A 19,267-nucleotide genomic window follows, 5' to 3' on the forward strand; every position below is an offset into this window, starting at 1 on the left:
CGCCACTCACCACCGCGTTTGTGACAGTAGTACAAAAGCCCCATGCGGGCTTTTTTTATGGACTCAACGCTATTCAATACTCATGTACAACCCTCTCAGTACCTACCGATTACAACTCAACGATTCGTTTCCGCTGGCGGCCGTCGAAAAGCTCTGGCCCTACCTGCGCGATCTGGGCATCAAAACGATTTATGCAGCGCCCATCTTTGAAGCTACCCCCGGCAGTACGCACGGGTACGATGGCGTGGACCCGGCCCGGATTGCCCCCGAAATTGGCACAACCGAGCAGCTCGAAGCCCTTGCCCGGCAACTGAACGACGCCGACATGGGCTGGCTTCAGGACATTGTGCCCAACCACATGGCGTTTCACCAACACAATACCTGGCTGGTCGACCTGCTCGAAAAAGGCCCTCTCTCGCGCTACAAAGACTTTTTTGACCTGACCTATACCAGCGATATGTACCACGGGCGGCTCATGGCCCCCTTTCTGGGCGAATCGCTCGAAAAAACGCTCGAACAGGGGGCCTTGCGTGTGATTTACGACCGCGACCGGCTCATGCTCCAGTGTTTCGACAACCAGTTTCCGCTCAAACCCGGCTCGTACGTCACGGTGCTGGGGCCCGAAGCCCAAACCGACGCCCAACATCAATGGCTTGCTCTCCTGGAACAGCTACACGCCATTGACGAGCCCGAAACGCTGGCCATTGCCTGGGACGAATGCCTGACTCAGTTGACAGCTCTGGCCAAAACCGACAGCGGCCGGACCTGGATTGATACCCGGCTGCAAGCGGTCAATAACCAGCCCGAAACGCTGGCCGCGCTGGTGCATGAGCAGCATTACGAACTCTGTGCCTGGACCGAAGCGATGCGCCGGATCAATTACCGCCGTTTTTTTACGGTCAACGGGCTGATCTGCCTCAACATGCAGAACAAAGACGTGTTCGATCAGTACCACGACCTGATTGCCAAACTGGTCAAAAAAGGCTTGTTTCAGGGCGTTCGGGTCGACCATGTCGATGGCCTGTACGACCCCGAAACCTACCTCAACCGACTCCGCGAGCTGGTGGGCCCAGAAGCTTACGTGGTGGTCGAAAAAATTCAGCAGGCAGACGAGCCCATGCCCGCTCAATGGCCCATTCAGGGCAGCAGCGGCTACGATTTTCTGGCGCAGGTGAACAACCTCCTCACCGACCCTACCGGCGAGGCTCCGCTGACCGAGTTTTTCGAGTCGCTCGTGGGTACGCATACGCCCATGGACAAACGCATCCGCGACCGTAAGGCTTACATCCTGTACGCGCACATGGGCGGAGAACTGAACAACCTCCTCGACCACTTCCATGATCTCAACCTGGCCGAACCCGACGCCGGGGTAACCGATGCCGCGCTTCGGCTGGCCATTGGCGAGCTGCTCATTCACTGCCCGGTGTACCGCTATTACGGCAACCAACTGCCGCTCGAACCCGCCGAGGCAACGGCTCTGCGAAAGTTGTTTACGGCCATCCGCACCGAAAAACCGGACCTAAAATCGGCCGGCGATCTGTTGGAAGAGGTGCTGCTGACCAAGCCACCCGTGGCCGATGCGGACTACCGCGACCGGGCCCAGCGGTTTTACAGTCGGGTAATGCAGTTTACGGGACCACTGATGGCCAAAGGCGTAGAAGACACGCTCATGTACACCTACAACAGGTTTATTGGGCACAACGAAGTAGGCGACTCACCGGGGCGGTTCGGGCTGTCGGTGGCCGATTTTCACCAGACCATGCAGGAGCGGCAGCAGCACCTACCACTGAGTATGAACGGCCTCTCGACCCACGACACCAAGCGGGGCGAAGATGCCCGCGCCCGGCTCAACGTGCTCACATCCCTGCCACACGAGTGGCTCGCCGAAGTACAGGAATGGCAAACGCTCAACGCCGACCTGAAAACAGACAACGCCCCCGACCCCAACGACGAATATTTGCTGTACCAGTCGCTGCTGGCGAGTTATCCCATGCCCACCGGTACGGGCGAGGCTATTGCCGTAGCCCGTGTAACGGCCGATGGCGATGACCCGGATACTATTGCCGAGCGGTTCGACAGTTTTCTGCAAAAGGCCCTGCACGAAGCCAAACGGCATGTTTCGGAGCAACACAAACCCGGCGACGATGCCTACATTGAAGCCACGAGGGCGTTTGCCCGCGGGTTGCTCGACCCCAGTCGGCCGTTCTGGAACCGGTTTGAGTCGTTTCTGATCCGTATTGCCGATGCGGGCATCACCCACTCGCTGGCACAGGTAGCCCTCAAGAATACCTGTCCCGGCATACCCGACCTGTATCAGGGCGCCGAGGGCTGGGACCTGAGCTTTGTGGACCCCGACAACCGGCGACCCGTCGATTTTGATCAGCGCCGGGCGTGGCTCGCGCAGGCAAACAAAGACACGACCAACCCAACAGCCCTATGGCGCGAACGGTGGAGTGGTGAGGTTAAGTTTTACCTGACGTACAAACTCTTGCAGGCCCGTCGGCAAAACCCCGATCTGTTCGGGTACGGGGCCTATATTCCCCTTACCCTCAACGGCCCTCTGCGTGAGTACGCGCTGGCATTTGCCCGGCAACACGAAGATCGTTGGCTGGTGGTGGTTGTGCCTCTGTACACAGCCCGCCTATGCCGCGAGCAGGGGATAACCGACCCAACCCAACTCGACTGGCAGGGCACGCGGGTTCTGTTGCCCGACGGAGCCCCGAACAACTGGACCAGCGTTCTCACCGGCGCGACTGTTTCAGAACTTGACCTGAACACGCTGTTGGGGCAGTGGCCCGTGGCTATACTTCAGTAAATAGTCAGGAAAAATTAAATGTATAATGAACAGTGTAAAATGTATAACGAAACAGGTGACTGTCAACAGACAAACCTATTATTCATCATACATTTTACATTGTGCATTTACTTAGCGGCTGCCTAACCGAAGCACTACCACCTGCGCAAAATCTGGGTATCTTTACCCCATGAATTTCCCTGTTTGGTCTCGTTTGTTTCTCCTGATTCCCCTGTTTTGGGGGTATGCTCTCAGTGTGTGTGCGCAAGGCCCCGTTGATGTAATGCGCGGCCGGGCGGCTTCGGCCAAGACCGACACGCTCGTTGATCCAACCATCCAGAAACCGCAGTTTCCGGGCGGGCATGATGCCCTGATGATGTACATTGCCGATCACGTCAAATATCCCAAATCGTTACGACGCAAGAAATTCAACGCCGGGCAACTCACGGTGAAGTTTCTGGTGCTGGCCAACGGTCGGGTACGGAATGTAGAGGTTACCTCGCGGCCTACCCCCCCCGACGTAGCCGAAGAAATGAGCGAATACGTCACGAGCGTGATGAAGGCGTTCAACCGAATGCCGCGCTGGGAACCCGCCCGTGTCAACGGCACGCCCATTAATTACCAGTATGCCCTGCCTTTTCAGGTTGAAATCGAATAAATCAACGCCACTATGTATATCAACGGACCCGGTAAAGAGCATAATAACCAATCACAACACCGTTACGACGCCATTGTGATTGGCTCCGGTATCAGCGGGGGCTGGGCGGCCAAAGAACTGTGCGAAAAAGGCTTGCGCACCCTGGTGCTGGAGCGCGGGCGCGACGTTCGGCACATTACCGATTACCCCACCGCTACGAGCAACCCCTGGGATTTTCCGCACCGTAACCGGATGCCGCTCGCCTTCGACGAAGCCAACCCCATTGCCACCAAATGCTACGCCCTCGACGAGGCTACCCAGCAGTTTTTTGTCAAAGACGCTGAGCACCCCTACGTGCAGGAAAAACCGTTCGACTGGATTCGGGGGTATCAGGTGGGAGGTAAATCGCTCATTTGGGCGCGGCAGACCCAGCGGTGGAGCCGGTTCGATTTTGAAGCCAACGCCCGCGACGGGGCTGCCGTCGACTGGCCTATCCGGTACAACGACCTGGCCCCCTGGTACAGCCATGTGGAAAAATTTGTGGGCATCAGCGGCAACAAAGACGGTCTCGAAACCCTACCCGACGGCGAGTTTCTGAAGCCCTGGGAACTGAACTGCCTCGAAAAACATATCCAGAAATCGGTAGCTGCTAACTACAAAAACCGTCACGTAATTATCGGTCGGTGCGCGCACCTCACCGACCCGCAACCCATTCACTACGCGCAGGGCCGGGCCGGGTGTCAGGCGCGGCACCTCTGCTATCGGGGCTGCCCCTATGGCGGCTATTTCAGCAGCAACTCCAGCACCCTACCCTGGGCGGCCAAAACCGGCAAGCTGACCTTGCGCCCAAACTCGGTGGTGCACTCGATTATCTACGACGAGAAAGCAGGTAAGGCATCGGGGGTGCGCGTCATCGACACCGTTACGAACAAAGCCACCGAATATTTTGCCAGGGTGATTTTTGTGAATGCGGCCTGCCTTAATTCCAATCTGATTCTGCTCAACTCCACGTCGCGCCGGTTTCCCAACGGGCTCGGCAACGACAACGGTCTGCTGGGCCGCTACGTGGCGTTTCATAACTACCGGGGCAGCCTCAATGCCAGTTACGAGGGGTTTGAAGATGGCTACTACTACGGCCGACGCCCCACCACGGCCTTTATGCCCAACTTCCGCAACGTCGACAAGCAGGAGATGCCTGATTTTCAGCGCGGCTACATGGTGGCGTTTAGTGCGGGCCGAGGCACAGGGCAACCCACAACAGCCACGTTTGGGGCCGATTTTAAGGAGAGCCTCACCCAGCCCGGCCCGTGGCATGTGTACATGATGATGCAGGGCGAAACCGTACCGCGCTACGAAAACCACGTCCGGCTTAGCACCGACCAAAAAGACCCCTGGGGCATTCCGCAGCTGGTAACGTCGGTGGGGTACACCGACAACGACGTAAACATGATGAAAGATTTTCTGACGCAGGGCGCCGAGATGCTCGACAAGGCGGGTTGTAAAAACATCCGGCCGTCGGACGATAAGCGGAACCCCGGTCTGGATATTCACGAGATGGGCGGAGTGCGAATGGGCCGCGACCCCAAAACGTCGCTTCTGAACGCGCACAACCAGTTGCACCTGTGCAAAAACGTATTCGTGACCGACGGAGCCAGCATGACTTCCACGGGCTCACAAAACCCCTCGATCACGTTTATGGCCCTGGCAGCCCGCGCGGCCAACTTTGCCGTCGGTGAACTGAAGCGTAAGAATTTGTAGTAGGTGGAAAAAAGACACTGGGGGTTAGACTTTCTTCTTTCTAGCAAAGTCTAACCCCCAGTCTATTTTCACTTAAGAACTATTCCTCAGAAACCACTGACAGACAGTCGTTTGCTGCCCGACATCCACTCCTTTTTCGTTTTCTTCTGGGTGGCCTCGTACAGTTTGGTGTATTTCAGAACCGGGTAAACGGCTGAAAAGAAGGCCCACACAAAGCCGGGCAGGCCATCGCGAAAGCTGCCTTTGAGCAAGTAGACCTTCACAAACTTGAACCCAAACCGTACCGAAACCTCCAAAGCACCCTGCTTGCGCTGACGCCCACCCATCTGCCGGGCGTTGAGCGAGGTGTACTGATTCATTTTGGTAATGTACTCGTGTAGGGAACCGTAGCTATCGTGCCAAAGCGTTCCCTGGAGCACAGTCACGGGGCCGGTGGTCACTACTGATTCGTGGACCAGGGCGGGCGAGATATGAGCGTGCTGCCGGTTAAACAGCCGCAGTACCGGGCGGTTTTGCTCGCCACCATGCCGCAACAACTGCCCCATGAACACCAAACTCCGGGGTAGGCAAAACCCCTGCTGAGGGTCGGGCCGCTGCCGGAGTACATCCATAATTGACCCTTTCAGGGCTTCGTCGGGCGTTTCGTCGGCGTCGAGCAGAAGCACCCAGTCGTGGGTTGCCTGGTCAACGGCAAACTGTTTCTGGGTCCCGAAACCATCAAACGAACGGTGCAACACCCGGCACCCGTACGAATGGGCAATGTCGAGCGTGGCATCGGTACTCCCCGAGTCGACCAACACAATTTCATCGGCCCAATTCGCTACCGAAGCCAACGTCCGGGGTAGAGTCCGTTCGGCATTAAGCGTAATCAGAACAACCGATAAGTAAGACTGCTGCATTTTACTCCTGATTTCATGGTGGATAGAAGCAGACTCCGGTTTGTACCGGACGCTAACTAATCATTAGTACACGATTAATACGACAGACGTTGCGCCCACCGATCATTAAACCGAGGGAATGGTAACAAACACCGACGAATCGGCCCTTTTTACCGATGGGTGCATCGGCTTTGTATCAACTCGATTTACGGTCGTTGACAACTCCTGCTCCTACCAACACAAAAAAAGCCCGACCGGGCATACCGCTTCCGATCGGGCTACAAAACCAGAAAAACCGCGTTATTCGCGTTTAAAGCCTATTTTTCGGGCATTCTCCAAATCAACGGAACTGATAGTAACCCGAATTGTTCGGCCCGATGGGCACGTACATGCCTGGCAGTTGAAACCAACCGGGGGCGGGGTCTGAAACCGGACATCGCGTGCTGAGGGGACGCCGTTCGTTTTGAGATAACCCAGAATAGCCGTAGCCCGCATATCGTCGGCTACGTACCCAATAGCGCTGGTGTTAGTCGGGCGCAGCCACGGATCAGCACACTGGGTTTCAGCATAGGCCACGTCGACCTCCGCCGGGTTAGCGGTCATCTCGTTGCCAGCGCAACTGGCCAGCCCAAGCAGTAATCCTGCAAACCATACCTTTTTCATGTTTACCTGACAAGTTTATAAACAACGGCCCCTCGTAAGCGAATGCACAATGGGTAATGTACACTCAGTACTGGACATTAGATGCTGGACACTAGACGTTAGACCTCCATCTATAAAGGCAGTAAGTCTAATGTCCAGTGTCTGAAGTCCGAATGTCCAGTACTATACATTATGCATTTGAACTGCCGTTGCTGTATAGATTCCATCAGACCCGAAACGGTTGGAATGAGAGCGCTTTATTCCGCTACCACACCCGATTGGCTACCATATTAATAACCGCGTTGACTACCAACGCCAGCCCAAACGAAACCGCCACCGAAAAATGAGGCAACAGAAAAGCCTGTAAAAACAGAAAGGTGCTGAACCCAAACAGGCCAATTACCAGCCCGCGTAGCGTATGAATAGCCGCGTTACTTCCCTGTAGTGTGTGCGAAAAAATGGCCAGAATCGACGTCATGATCGGAAAGGGCGTCAGAATACCGCTCCAGGTAGGCCCCAGCACTTCGGCCAGATGCGTGATCAGAACCACAAACACGGTAGCCACGACCATTCGGATGGGAATCTCGAACGGTAACCGTCGGGGTTTGACCGGCTCCGTGGTGGGTTTGGGAAAATACCGCAACGTAACAAACACCCCACCCAGAATGAGCAGATAGCAAGGCCATAGCCCCGGCCGGAGGTAACTGAAAAGCAAGACCGTAGCCGCGTAAGGCACGTACGCACCGAGCAACGTAGGAAACCACGGTAATCGCTTAGACAGGGCGGTGTATGTGTAACAAAAGCCGAGCAGCGACAAAACCCCAATCAGCACGCCCTCGATGGATTGCACCCCGAAGGCTTTGCCCTGTTCGAGGATAAAAAAGAAAAGAATAGGCCCGGCTATCCAGGGCATACTGCCAATGAGCCCGCCAATTCGGTTGCCCCAACGCCGGGCAACCAGCGTAACCAGGGCAATAATCGACGGCATCAGGGTTATTTTGAGGAGAAAAACATTCATGCGGAACCCTTACCAACTGAAAAATGAACGTTTTTTGGCCCGTGTTTCGACCGGCCACTGCGGAAATTGCCGGGCAAACTGCGCGACCATATCAGGCTCATACCGCCGGAAAAATTCGGGGTCGAAGTTAGCGTCGGCCAAATGGCCCATCACCACGCCAATTGGCTTTTCGGTCGCGATCCATTCGGTCCAGACCGCCTGCCGTTGCCGGATACCGAGCGTATTCATACCCACCACCGCGCCGGTATCGGCCCGGAAATAAATCCGCAGGGCCAGTTTGCGGGTTTCGTGCTGCCAGTAGAAGCTTTGCAAGTCGGGAAACTCGGCGGGCCGGGCCGGGGCCATGCCGTACGTTTGGTACTCGATGTCGAAGAACTTGGCCGAGTTGAAAAATACGCCCGGTTGGTAGGCCGTTTGGTTTCCCGTGAGCGTTTGGGCGAGCGTTTCGCCCATGATCCGGCCCGTGTACCAGATTTGTTCGAGCGGTTTCCGGCCCGGCGGAGGGGTCCGGTGCTGCACACAATCGCCAATGGCATACACGCCGGGCAGGTTCGTTTCCAGATATGGGTTCACCAGAATACCCCGGTCGGTTTCGAGGGCCGTATGGCGTAGAAAATCGATGTTGGACCGTACCCCCACCGATACCCCTACAAACTGCGCCGGTAGGGTTTCGCCCGCCGAGGTAACCACCTCCCCCACCCGGCCAGAGCCATCGTCAACCAGCTCGGTCAGTTCGGTGCTCAGACGCAGGTCGACGTGGTGTTCGCGGATGTGGTTTGTTACGAGCGCCGACTCCTCGTCGGGTAAGACACTGTTCCAGTAGCTTTTTTCGCGAACGAGAAACGTCGGCCGGATCCCTTTCGACAGGAGCATTTCGCAGAGTTCGATCCCGATGAGCCCGCCCCCAACCACAACAGCCTCGCGCACCCCGACGGTATCGGCCTGCATACGGGCCAGGTCGGGCAGGCCATACAGCCCCTGCACCCCGGCCAGCTGCTCGCCGGGCAGCCCTAAGCTGTTGGGCGTTGAGCCAAGGGCCAGTATGAGCACGTCGTAGGGCATCTCACGGCTTCGCTCACCTTCCGACCGTTCGGAAAGGAAGAGAGTTTTCTGGTCAAAGTCTATTTTTTCCACATGCGCCCGCAGCAGGTTAATCCGGTTTTTGGGCCAGAACCAATCCTCGTAGGGCTTCAGATGATGCGGCTCCAACTGCCCCATGTACACATACATCAGGGCGGTGCGGGAAAAGAAATGGTCAGTTTCCGACGAGATGACGGTAAGCGAATCGTCGGAACGTTTACGGATTTCGCGGGCGGCAGTTATACCCGCAATTCCGTTGCCAATAATGACAATGGAGCGCATAAGCAGGGAAAAGACAGTGCCCAAATATACGCTCAGACAGGGCTTACCGATGACCGGGCTTACCGCTTTTGGGCGGTTTGCCGTGAAAATGAGCGACAAACCTCTTTTAGGACCATGTTTAGGGGCCGTTACCTCACCATAAAAACCAATTTATCCTTGCCTGAAGCCAATAACACGGGCAATTTCTTGTCGATTCGAACGGCAAACCGCTATATTTGGGCGCTAACAATCGAAGCCTATTAACTTTTATTCAACTTTTTTCGCATGAATTCGAGTCTTTACCTTGTTCCCATTCTGGGCGTGATTGGTCTGGTCGTGATGGCCGCCAAGTTTATGTGGGTCTCGCGGCAGGATGCCGGAGACGCCCGGATGCAGGAGATTTCCGGCTACATCGCCGATGGAGCCATTGCCTTTCTGAAAGCTGAGTGGCGCGTTCTGATCGTTTTCGGGCTTATTGTGGCCGTGTTGTTGTCGTGGTCAGGCTCATTGGTCGAAAACTCACACTGGAGCATTGGTATCGCGTTTGCGTTTGGTGCGTTCACCTCGGCCCTTGCCGGTTATATCGGTATGAAAATCGCCACCAAAGCCAACGTACGGACGGCGCAGGCGGCCCGCACGAGCCTCACCCGCGCTCTCGATGTATCGTTTACGGGCGGTTCGGTTATGGGTATCGGTGTGGCGGGTCTGGCGGTGCTGGGCCTGAGCGTGCTGTTTATTATTGTCTATAACTACTTCGTTAGCGGTTCTGGCAACGTGAATGGTATCGAGATGGAACGCGCCCTCGAAGTAGTGGCCGGTTTCTCGCTCGGTGCGGAGTCGATTGCCCTGTTTGCCCGCGTGGCGGGTGGTATCTACACCAAAGCGGCCGACGTAGGCGCTGACCTCGTGGGTAAGGTAGAAGCCGGTATCCCCGAAGACGATCCGCGTAACCCGGCTACCATTGCCGACAACGTAGGCGACAACGTGGGCGACGTAGCTGGTATGGGTGCCGACTTGTTTGGCTCGTATGTGGCTACGATTCTGGCCACGATGGTACTGGGTCGCGAAATCATTATCCCCAACGACCCGATTCTGGGCCATGCTCCCATTGTTCTGCCCATCGTGATTGCCGGTCTGGGCCTGATTTTCTCGATTCTGGCGTGCTACCTCGTGCGCGTGAAAGACGACAATGGCAACGTACAGGGTGCCCTGAACATGGGCAACTGGGGTTCGATTATCCTCACCGTGATTGCTTCGTATTTCCTCGTAACCACGATGCTGCCTGACACTACGATGCAGATTCGGGGGGTTGAGTTTACCCGGATGGATGTATTCTACGCGATTGTTACGGGTCTGGTTGTGGGCGCGCTGATGTCGATCATCACCGAATATTACACCGCTATGGGTCGCCGGCCGGTACTGTCCATTATTCGTCAGTCGGCTACGGGGGCAGCTACCAACATCATCGGTGGTCTGTCGGTAGGTATGGAGTCTACGGTACTGCCTATTCTGGTGCTGGCGGCTGGTATCTATACCTCATACCACTTTGCGGGTCTGTACGGCGTGGCTATTTCGGCCGCGGGTATGATGGCCACTACGGCGATGCAGCTGGCCATTGATGCCTTCGGGCCGATTGCCGACAATGCCGGTGGTATTGCCGAAATGAGCTACCTGCCCGAAGAGGTACGGGGCCGCACGGATATTCTCGACGCTGTGGGTAACACTACAGCCGCTACGGGTAAAGGTTTCGCTATTGCTTCGGCTGCCCTGACGGCCCTGGCTCTGTTTGCAGCCTTCGTCGGTATTTCGGGCATTTCGGCTATCGATATTTACAAGGCCGACGTATTGGCGGGCTTGTTTGTGGGGGCCATGATTCCGTTTATTTTCTCGTCGCTGGCGATTGCCGCCGTAGGTCGGGCCGCTATGAGCATGGTTGAAGAAGTACGTCGGCAATTCCGTGAAATTCCGGGCATTATGGAAGGTACCGGTAAGCCTGAGTACGAAAAATGCGTAGCTATCTCAACGCAGGCTTCTATTCGGGAGATGGTTCTGCCGGGCGCTATTGCCCTGACCGTGCCGGTGATTGTGGGCTTCATTTTTGGCCCCGAAGTACTCGGTGGTTTGCTGGCCGGGGTTACGGTATCGGGCGTATTGATGGGTATTTTCCAGAACAACGCCGGTGGTGCCTGGGACAACGCCAAGAAATCGTTCGAGAAAGGCGTTGAAATCAACGGACAGACGTACTACAAAAAGTCGGAGCCGCACAAAGCTTCGGTTACGGGCGATACCGTCGGTGATCCGTTCAAAGACACGTCGGGCCCTTCGATGAACATCCTCATCAAGCTGATGTCGATTGTATCGCTCGTGATTGCGCCATACATCGCTATCAAATCAAGTGACCACGCGGGTCATGCTACCGAAGGCATCGAAGCCGTTGGCGGTGTGCAGGGGGTGGACTTGGAAAAATCGACTGCTGCCGACAATGCCGACGTATCGACGCCGAACGCCGATGTGCAACTCACCGACCTGACCCTCGACGGGGGCGTGTCGCTGAAAGGTGTAAACGCCGAGGGCATCGAGGCCAACCTGCTCGATTTTATCAAGTCGGACAAGGCTGTTGACAAGGAGACTTGGTTTGATTTTGACCGGCTGACGTTCGAAACGGGCAGCGCCACACTGAAGCCCGAATCGCAGGAGCAGTTGAAAAACATTGCCGAAATTTTGAAGGCGTTCCCCAACGTAAACATCAAGCTGGGTGGCTATACCGACAACACCGGCAACGCCAACAGCAACCTGAAACTCTCGGGCGACCGGGCTGCTTCGGTAAAAGGTGAACTGGTAAAGCTTGGCATTGACGGTGGCCGGCTGGAATCAGAAGGATACGGTCAGGAGCACCCCGTAGCCAGCAACGACACCGAAGAGGGCCGCGCGCAAAACCGCCGGATCTCTGTTCGGGTGACGAAAAAATAAAAGCACCGCACATACGCGCTTTTGAGAGGCCGGGTTCTGATGAACCCGGCCTTTTTGTTTGTCCTATCGGCTAAATAATCTACTTATTTTGTGGATTAATTAATACAAAAGCCTCCACAAAACGATCGGTAAAAAAGCGGCCTTTTGTCCACAAAAAATTAAACAAACGGCATCAAAACAAATTATCCTCACTATCAAGGCCTTGTAGAGGTCATCTTAAACAAAACACGCCGTTTAATCAAAACTACGCTTTACCTCTACAACCCTTTGGAACAAAACAGAATCCGAATAATTAATGCAAGTGAATACACCCTGTTTCAACTACCATTTGATTTAAAACTACAAGATACGTCCATGAACGTGCGCAACTACCTCTTAGTAAGCCTGTTGAGTTTATTAGGATTTCAACTCATGGGTCAAACATTAACGCTCGATTCACCGGTGAGCCGGATGGTTTTCCAGCGTTCTTCTTCCAACACAGCCATTGTCCCGGTCAGGGGGCAGGCACCCGGCTCAGCCACCCGCATACAGGGACGGCTGATTGCGCGGCAGGGCGGACAAACCACCGACTGGCGCGAAGGTTCGCTCAGCAACGGCACATTTCAGATCAACATTCAAGCTACGGGCGGTTTTTACGACCTCGAGGTTGTTGCCCTCGCGGGTAGTACCGAAGTAGCCCGGCAACGGCGCGAGCGTATCGGCGTTGGCGAAGTATTCATTGTTTCGGGCCAATCGAACAACTACGGCGAACCCGGCAAGGGACTACCGGCCGCCGACGACCGGGTGTCGGTAGTCAACTACTGGCCGGGGCTCGAAGGGCACGTGAGCGAAAGTACCCTGCCAATGGTGTTCTCGCAGGCTGGCCCCGGCACCAACTGTGCCCCCCGCAACCCACTCTACATCTGGGGTGGGCTGGGCGACCGGCTGGTGGCTAAACTGGGCGTTCCGGTCCTGTTTCTGGGCGCAGCCGGGCCGGGGGCATCGACAAACAACTGGCGCGAAGCCGCGCAGGGGGTTGAAAACGTAAGTGGCCGCGACTGGACCGGCAATATCCCGTACAAGCCACTCCGGCTGGCCTTGCAGGTCTACGGCCGAAAAACCGGTATCCGGGGCATTCTATGGCATCAGGGCGAGTCGGACAACTCGTACCAGACCACCGAGGGCTACGTAAACAACATGCGCGTGGTGATTAGCCAAACCCGGAACGACAGCGGTTTCGGGAACCTCTCGTGGATGATTGCGCGGGCTTCCTACTACCCATTCTACACGGGTAAAGAAGTAGACCCCAACATCATTACGGCGCAGAATATCCTCATCGGTAGCACGAGCAACACCTTTGCCGGTCCCTACACAGACCCATACTACGGTCCCAGCTACCGCGCCGACAAGCTGCACTTTACCGAAAATGCGTACGGGTTCCTGGCCGACCTCTGGAACAGCTCGCTGACCACCGACTACTTCCGGCAGTCGCAACCCTCGCTGCCCAACTACGGCCCGGCCTCGCCCGCAGCCTCCAACCAAACCGACCCGGTAGCCCAAACACCCACCACTCCCGATCCGTCGAAAGAAAATGTGGGCAACGCGCTCCGCCTGACCACGCCAACCTACAACTGCCAGACGGGGGCTATTGTGCTCAACACAAGCGGGGGCGACGGCACCCGAATCGAGTTTGCCATTCCGGGCGTTACGGGCTGGACCACCAATCCCGTGCATACCATTGGTGAAGGGATTCGGCGCGATGCCCAGACCCTAACCATCTACGCCCGGCAGTCGGGCGGGCAGATCTCGTTAATTTGGGGGATTCGGGCGGCCTGCGATGGCTCGGCCCCGACAACGTCGCCCGGCACGCCCCCCAGCACGGGCCAACCCGCATCCAACACCGCGCCCCAGACGCCCGCACCACCGATCACGGGCGGAGCTCTGGCGCTGCAAACGCCACTCTATAACTGCCAGACGGGGGCGGCTATATTCCGAACAACGGGCGGCAACGGCAGCGCCGTAGAATTTATGGCACCCGGTATTACCGGCTGGACGACCAATGCCTCACACCTGATTGGCGAAGGCATCCGGCGCGATGCCCAAACCATTACGATCTACGCCCGGCAGTCCGGTGTGCAGATCTCGCTCAACTGGAACATCCGGGCGGCCTGCGATGGATCAGCCCCAGCTACACCGCCCTCAACCACCACGCCCCCCGCGAGCGAATCGACCCCGAAGCCGAGCACACCATCGGCAAGTATCGATCTGGTTTTACTCGTACCGATCTACAACTGTGGGTCGGGGCAGGTTACCTTCTCGACCATCGGTGGCACCGGGAGCGTCGTTGAATATATGGCTCCGGGTATTACCGGCTGGACCACCACGCCCACACACGTCATCGGCGAGGGCATCCGGCGCGATGCCCAAACCATCACGATCTACGCCCGGCAGGATGGTAAGCAGGTGTCGCTTGTCTGGAACATACGGGGGGCCTGCACGGGCGGTTCTATCTCGGGCACCTCGGCCCGGCTGGCCCCGGCGGCTGAGTCCGCTATGGAGTGGGTAGTAGGCCCCAACCCCACCACCGACGAGGTGCAGCTACGCTGGCCCGGCGCGGCCAACTCCACCTGGAGCAGTAGGGTGCTGTCGGCGTCAGGTTACGAGCTGAACGTGTCGGCCCCGGAAGCCACGCCAACCGGTCTGCGGCTCAACCTGCGGCAACTCCCCACGGGTATCTATCTCTGGCAGGTAACTCCGCAGGGTAGCCCAACGCAGACGTTTAAAATCATGAAGCTCGACTAACTCTGCATGCCATTTTAATATGAATTGAACGCGGACGACGCAGATCGGGCAGATGTACGCCGATTACCTTTGTTAATCCGCGAAAATCCGTCTAATCCGCGTCGTCCGCGTGCCAATTCCTTACTACTGGACAAATGTCCAGTAATGATCGACCAGGGGTCAGACCGAAACGAACCGGTTTGGCCCCTTGCTGTTTACCGCCCTCACGCCCGAAAAATCGTATCTTTACGTCCATCATAACCCACAAGCTGCTACGACCGTGCTTCAAACACTTCGCTCGCTGTCAACTGCCTGCCTTTTATTCGTATCTGTTTTTCAGACCTCCGCTCAGGTGCCTTACGGCCCGGCCCGGCCCGCTCCTCCCGGTGAGATTCTGCTCAACCTCAAAAAACTAAACGTAGTGGGCTCGGTGCTGTACGTGGCCGCGCACCCCGACGACGAGAACACGCTCATGCTCTCGTATCTGGCCAAAGAACGGCTGGCCCGCACGGCTTACCTCTCCCTCACGCGGGGCGACGGTGGCCAGAACCTCATTGGAGCCGAACAGGGCGAATACATCGGCCTGATTCGGACGCAGGAACTCCTGGCGGCCCGGCGCGTGGATGGCCCCGAGCAGTTTTTTAGCCGGGCCTACGATTTCGGATTCTCTAAATCGACCGACGAGGCCGTGCGTACCTGGGGCCGCGACCAGGTGCTGGCCGATGTGGTCTGGCGTATCCGCACGTTCCGCCCCGACGTTATCATCACCCGGTTTCCGCCCGACCCCCGTGCGGGTCACGGGCACCACAGTGCCTCAGGGTACCTGGCCGAAGAGGCTTTCAAAATTGCAGCCGACCCCACCAAATTCCCCGAGCAACTGGCCTACACCAAGCCCTGGCAACCCAGGCGGATTATGTGGAACGTGTTTATTCCGAGCGCGTTTATGAGCAACAAAAAGCCCGACGAGGCCGGCAACCTGATTGGCGTCGAAACGGGTCTGTTCAATCCGTTGCTGGGTAAATCGTACGGTGAAATTGCCGCCGAGAGCCGCAGTCAGCACAAAAGTCAGGGATTCGGGGTAGCCGCCAACCGGGGCGCCCGCATCGACTACCTGCTCACCAAAGCCGGCGACCCCATGCAGCAGGACCCTTTCGACGGGGTCGATATGACCTGGAAGCGTATCAAAGGGAGTGAGTCGGTACAAACGCTGGTAAACCAACTGATCGGGCAGTTTCGACCCGACCGCCCGGCCGCTTCGGTACCTTTGCTGGTGCAGCTCCACAAGGCGCTGGGCAAACTCGACACTACCGATATTAACGTGCGGACCAAACTGGCCGATGTAGAGCTGCTCATTCAGCAGTGTCTGGGCCTGTGGTTCGAAACCAACCCCGCCGACTATGCAGCTACACCCGGCGAACGCATCCGGGTAAACAGTACTGTGGTGGGCCGAACCACCGAGGTGCCCGTTCGGCTGCTGCGCGTGCGTGACCCACAAGCCGGCCGCGATACCACCCTGAACCTGACCCTCAAGCCCAATGAGGTGGTGCCCCTGACGGCTCAACTCACCATTCCGGCCAAACAGGCTATTTCGCAACCGTACTGGCTCGAAAAACCTATGCAGAAAGGCTTGTTTCAGGTCGACGATCAGCGCCTGATTGGCCTGCCCGAAAACCCGCCCGCCCTGACTACCGAGTTTACGTTTGATATTGCGGGGCAACAATTTACGTTCTCACGGCCGTGGGTTTACAAATTTACCGACCCCGTGGATGGTGAAATTTACCGACCATTTGTGGTGCAGCCCGATGTCATGATTAATGTGGCCGAAAAGGTCTACGCCTTTGCCGACAACAGCCCTAAAACTGTTGAAACGGTGGTAAAAGCCGGCCGGGCCGGGGTATCGGGCACCTTGTCGCTGTCGGTACCAGCAGGCTGGAACATTACGCCCGCCAATGCTCCGTTTGAGCTGAAAGACAAAGGGCAGGAAGCCCGGCTGACGTTTACAGTCACGCCAACAGCCAGAGCCACAACGGCCACCGACCGCATTGACCGGATTCAGGCCGTAGCCTCTACCGCCAACGGACAGTTTACACGCGGTATCCGCCTGGTCGACTACAAGCACATTCCGACCCAGACCAACTTCCCCCTCAGCGAAGCCAAACTGGTACAGCTCGACGTGAAAACCACCGCCAAACAGATTGGCTACATCATGGGCGCAGGCGACGAAGTACCCACGGCCCTCCGGCAGATGGGTTGCACCGTAACCCTGCTCGACCCCATCGAACTGAACAAAGACCTGAGCCGGTTTGATGCCATTGTGGTGGGCGTACGGGCTTATAATACCGAAGATTACCTGAAATTTTATCAGGCCAAACTGTTGCAGTATGTGCAGAACGGCGGCACCATGATTGTGCAGTACGTGACGCCGGGTGGCTCGGCGGTATTGTCAAACGGGCTGAAGGTGAATCAACTGGGCCCCTATCCGTTTACGGTCGGCCGCGACCGGGTGACCGAAGAAGACGCCAAAATGACGTTTATCAACCCGCAACACCCGCTGCTCAATACACCCAACAAGCTCACCGAGCGCGATTTCGACGGATGGGTACAGGAGCGGGGCCTTTATTTCGCTGTGGATTTCGATAAGGCCTACGAACCCATTTTCAGTGCCGCCGACACGGGCGAGGCTCCCAAAAACGGGAGCCTGATTTACGCCAGGCACGGCAAAGGTCATTTTATTTACACGGGTCTGGCGTTTTTCCGACAGTTGCCCGCCGGGGTGCCGGGCGCGTACCGGCTGTTTGCCAACCTGATTTCAGTGGGTAAGTAACGTAGTATCAAGGGTCTTTAGGTCTACCCCGTTTCTGTTGTTCTGAGTCTTACATAGGCAAAGGGTATAGAAACGGGGATTTTTATACCCCTATAACTCGCCCGACTTTACCAAACTAACCGAAAAACCCGTGTTGCGGCCGTACAAGCCGCCCCGGTCTGCGGCAATGGCCGTGTTGAGCCAAACGCCCGCCGGTCGGAGCCGGACACTCACCGTGGCAATCCCCGACTGCTGCGTGGGCTCACCCAGAAAAGGCACCTGATACGTACCGGCATTCTGGCTGTACGATGCTTTGAACGAAAACCGAACGGCGTCGGCCACTTGCCCCGACAGCCCGGCATGGTACACCCGCACCCGGTTGTTGTTGGTAAACAGGTACGAAGGCAACTCAGGGTCGAGGTCGGTAGCGGGGGCAATAAACGGGGTGCCAAGCGAGCGGCCCCGGTACGACCAGCCATCGCGATACTGCCCGTGGTTGAAATAATCGTCGCGGCCCCGGCGTTTCGGGTCGCCATCGACAAAGGCATTGCCGCCCTGACTGTAGGTGTTCAGAAACTCCAGCACCAACGTATTCAGCCGGAAGCCACCGGTACTGGGTTTCCGGTTTTGTAGCCGCAGTCCGTGCAACCCATCGTCGATATTGATCAGGTAAAACAGGGAGCCATCTTCGTAAATACTCTGCCGATAGAGCATCACCGACACCGGCCCGAGCCGGACCTCGGCCCCCAGATCAATCGTACCCAGGTGATTGCCCACGCGGTTGCCCCGGTCAAAGGTGCTGTAGCGCGTCGTGTCGATTCCCCGCACCGTATTGAGGCTCGTACCGGCTATGGTGTACCAGTAATCCTGCCACGACGACGGAAACTGATCTCCTTTGATAAACTCGTTGGTCAGGCGTTTGGTACGCCCGGCCCACTGCGCCTGATGGTTGAAACCACCGTACAGTTTCAGCACCGCACCGGGGCGCCCCCACCGAACGTATACCGATTTCTGATGCAGCAGGGAGTTTTGGACAAAGCCGTTGTCGAACCAGCCCTGCGCAAAGGTACCCCGAATAGCCAACCGGCCGTTGGCGGGCCAAAACTGCGGGATAGCTATTTGCACCTTGATCATAGGCAGGGCATTACCCGACCAGCTGTACGAACCCGAACTCAGGGCCGAATCGGGGCCCAGGCCAAACACCTCCCGGCGTCGACCGGCATAGGCTTCAAATGCCCCGTAGCGGGCTTTCACGTAGGCTTCGGGCAAAAGCACCTGCCGGGTGGTGGGGCCGTAGTTGGCTACGGCTTCGAGGCCCCAGCCCCAGTCTATTTTTTGCAGCCTGGCCCAAAGGCTATCTCCACGCGTTTTAGGCGGTTTCCGGTAGTCGATCTGCCAGGCCGACCGCAGGCTGTAAAGCATTTCGGCCCGGGGCACCACACCGTATTGGTTGGCCCGAAACCAGAACGGCAGCTCACCTGCGGTAGATGCCAACCCTTTCAACTCCTGCCGGTACAGCAACGGCTTGGGGGCCTGCGCAAATACCGACGTGCCCAACAGGCAAATGATGACGAGTAAACGTAATTGCATGGAGCTGACTCTCGAATGATAACAGAGTGGGCAGGCACCCAATCAGGCACCTGCTCAAGCCCCTCGCAATTGTCAT

Annotated in this window: 11 protein-coding genes; 6 read left to right on the plus strand and 5 right to left on the minus strand. The window is 57.0% G+C overall.

Annotated features, from left to right (window positions below):
* Nucleotides 1–82 precede the first annotated feature (82 nt).
* The 3 genes from treY (at nt 83) to RUDLU_RS0109340 (ending at nt 5,189) form a co-directional block, all read left to right on the plus strand.
* The gene (gene treY / locus RUDLU_RS0109330; RefSeq protein WP_019988110.1) at nt 83–2,815 is read left to right on the plus strand and encodes a malto-oligosyltrehalose synthase; all 2,733 of its coding nucleotides are present in this window, start codon (nt 83–85) and stop codon (nt 2,813–2,815) included.
* 169 nt (nt 2,816–2,984) lie between these two features.
* A complete protein-coding gene (locus tag RUDLU_RS0109335; protein WP_083940551.1) occupies nt 2,985–3,452 on the plus strand; it encodes an energy transducer TonB in 468 nt (155 codons plus the stop codon).
* 12 nt (nt 3,453–3,464) lie between these two features.
* Entirely contained in the window at nt 3,465–5,189 is a 1,725-nt protein-coding gene (locus tag RUDLU_RS0109340) for a GMC oxidoreductase (protein ID WP_019988112.1), read from the plus strand.
* Nucleotides 5,190–5,275: 86 nt separating this feature from the next.
* On the opposite strand, the gene RUDLU_RS27220 is transcribed toward RUDLU_RS0109340, so the two are convergent.
* The 4 genes from RUDLU_RS27220 to RUDLU_RS0109360 all read right to left on the minus strand — a co-directional run bounded on the left by RUDLU_RS27220 (nt 5,276) and on the right by RUDLU_RS0109360 (nt 9,089).
* Nucleotides 5,276–6,088 (minus strand): glycosyltransferase family 2 protein, encoded by an 813-nt coding sequence (locus RUDLU_RS27220; RefSeq protein ID WP_019988113.1) that lies wholly within the window; start codon nt 6,086–6,088, stop codon nt 5,276–5,278.
* Nucleotides 6,089–6,367: 279 nt separating this feature from the next.
* Complete coding sequence (locus RUDLU_RS0109350; RefSeq protein WP_019988114.1) at nt 6,368–6,730, minus strand: hypothetical protein; 363 nt, start codon at nt 6,728–6,730, stop codon at nt 6,368–6,370.
* A 244-nt stretch (nt 6,731–6,974) separates the two neighbouring features.
* The gene (locus RUDLU_RS0109355) at nt 6,975–7,727 is read right to left on the minus strand and encodes a hypothetical protein (protein ID WP_019988115.1); all 753 of its coding nucleotides are present in this window, start codon (nt 7,725–7,727) and stop codon (nt 6,975–6,977) included.
* A gap of 9 nt (nt 7,728–7,736) precedes the next feature.
* On the minus strand, nt 7,737–9,089 hold the full coding sequence (locus RUDLU_RS0109360) for an NAD(P)/FAD-dependent oxidoreductase (protein ID WP_044130156.1): 1,353 nt from the start codon (nt 9,087–9,089) through the stop codon (nt 7,737–7,739).
* Nucleotides 9,090–9,353: 264 nt separating this feature from the next.
* Here RUDLU_RS0109360 and RUDLU_RS0109365 point away from each other — a divergent pair, with 264 nt between their 5' ends.
* From RUDLU_RS0109365 to RUDLU_RS0109375, 3 genes are all read left to right on the plus strand, one after another.
* Complete coding sequence (locus tag RUDLU_RS0109365; protein ID WP_019988117.1) at nt 9,354–12,038, plus strand: sodium-translocating pyrophosphatase; 2,685 nt, start codon at nt 9,354–9,356, stop codon at nt 12,036–12,038.
* Between the two features lie 411 nt (nt 12,039–12,449).
* Complete coding sequence (locus RUDLU_RS28715) at nt 12,450–14,819, plus strand: sialate O-acetylesterase (RefSeq protein ID WP_169578036.1); 2,370 nt, start codon at nt 12,450–12,452, stop codon at nt 14,817–14,819.
* Nucleotides 14,820–15,078: 259 nt separating this feature from the next.
* The gene (locus tag RUDLU_RS0109375; RefSeq protein WP_157580145.1) at nt 15,079–17,622 is read left to right on the plus strand and encodes a PIG-L family deacetylase; all 2,544 of its coding nucleotides are present in this window, start codon (nt 15,079–15,081) and stop codon (nt 17,620–17,622) included.
* A 90-nt stretch (nt 17,623–17,712) separates the two neighbouring features.
* Here the strand turns inward: RUDLU_RS0109375 and RUDLU_RS0109380 are convergent, their stop codons facing one another.
* Nucleotides 17,713–19,191: a capsule assembly Wzi family protein gene (locus tag RUDLU_RS0109380; protein WP_019988120.1), complete on the minus strand. Its 1,479-nt coding sequence runs from the start codon at nt 19,189–19,191 to the stop codon at nt 17,713–17,715.
* Between the last annotated feature and the right edge of the window lie 76 nt (nt 19,192–19,267).

The sequence above is a fragment of the Rudanella lutea DSM 19387 genome, assembly GCF_000383955.1.
Lineage (GTDB): Bacteria > Bacteroidota > Bacteroidia > Cytophagales > Spirosomataceae > Rudanella > Rudanella lutea.

Bases quoted from the DNA above. Each gene is read 5' to 3' on its own strand.
- RUDLU_RS0109365 (WP_019988117.1), top strand. From the start codon at position 9,354: ATGAATTCGAGTCTTTACCTTGTTCCCATTCTGGGCGTGATTGGTCTG.
- RUDLU_RS27220 (WP_019988113.1), bottom strand. From the start codon at position 6,088: ATGCAGCAGTCTTACTTATCGGTTGTTCTGATTACGCTTAATGCCGAA.
- RUDLU_RS0109340 (WP_019988112.1), top strand. From the start codon at position 3,465: ATGTATATCAACGGACCCGGTAAAGAGCATAATAACCAATCACAACAC.
- RUDLU_RS28715 (WP_169578036.1), top strand. From the start codon at position 12,450: ATGGGTCAAACATTAACGCTCGATTCACCGGTGAGCCGGATGGTTTTC.
- RUDLU_RS0109360 (WP_044130156.1), bottom strand. From the start codon at position 9,089: ATGCGCTCCATTGTCATTATTGGCAACGGAATTGCGGGTATAACTGCC.
- RUDLU_RS0109350 (WP_019988114.1), bottom strand. From the start codon at position 6,730: ATGAAAAAGGTATGGTTTGCAGGATTACTGCTTGGGCTGGCCAGTTGC.
- treY (WP_019988110.1), top strand. From the start codon at position 83: ATGTACAACCCTCTCAGTACCTACCGATTACAACTCAACGATTCGTTT.
- RUDLU_RS0109355 (WP_019988115.1), bottom strand. From the start codon at position 7,727: ATGAATGTTTTTCTCCTCAAAATAACCCTGATGCCGTCGATTATTGCC.
- RUDLU_RS0109335 (WP_083940551.1), top strand. From the start codon at position 2,985: ATGAATTTCCCTGTTTGGTCTCGTTTGTTTCTCCTGATTCCCCTGTTT.
- RUDLU_RS0109380 (WP_019988120.1), bottom strand. From the start codon at position 19,191: ATGCAATTACGTTTACTCGTCATCATTTGCCTGTTGGGCACGTCGGTA.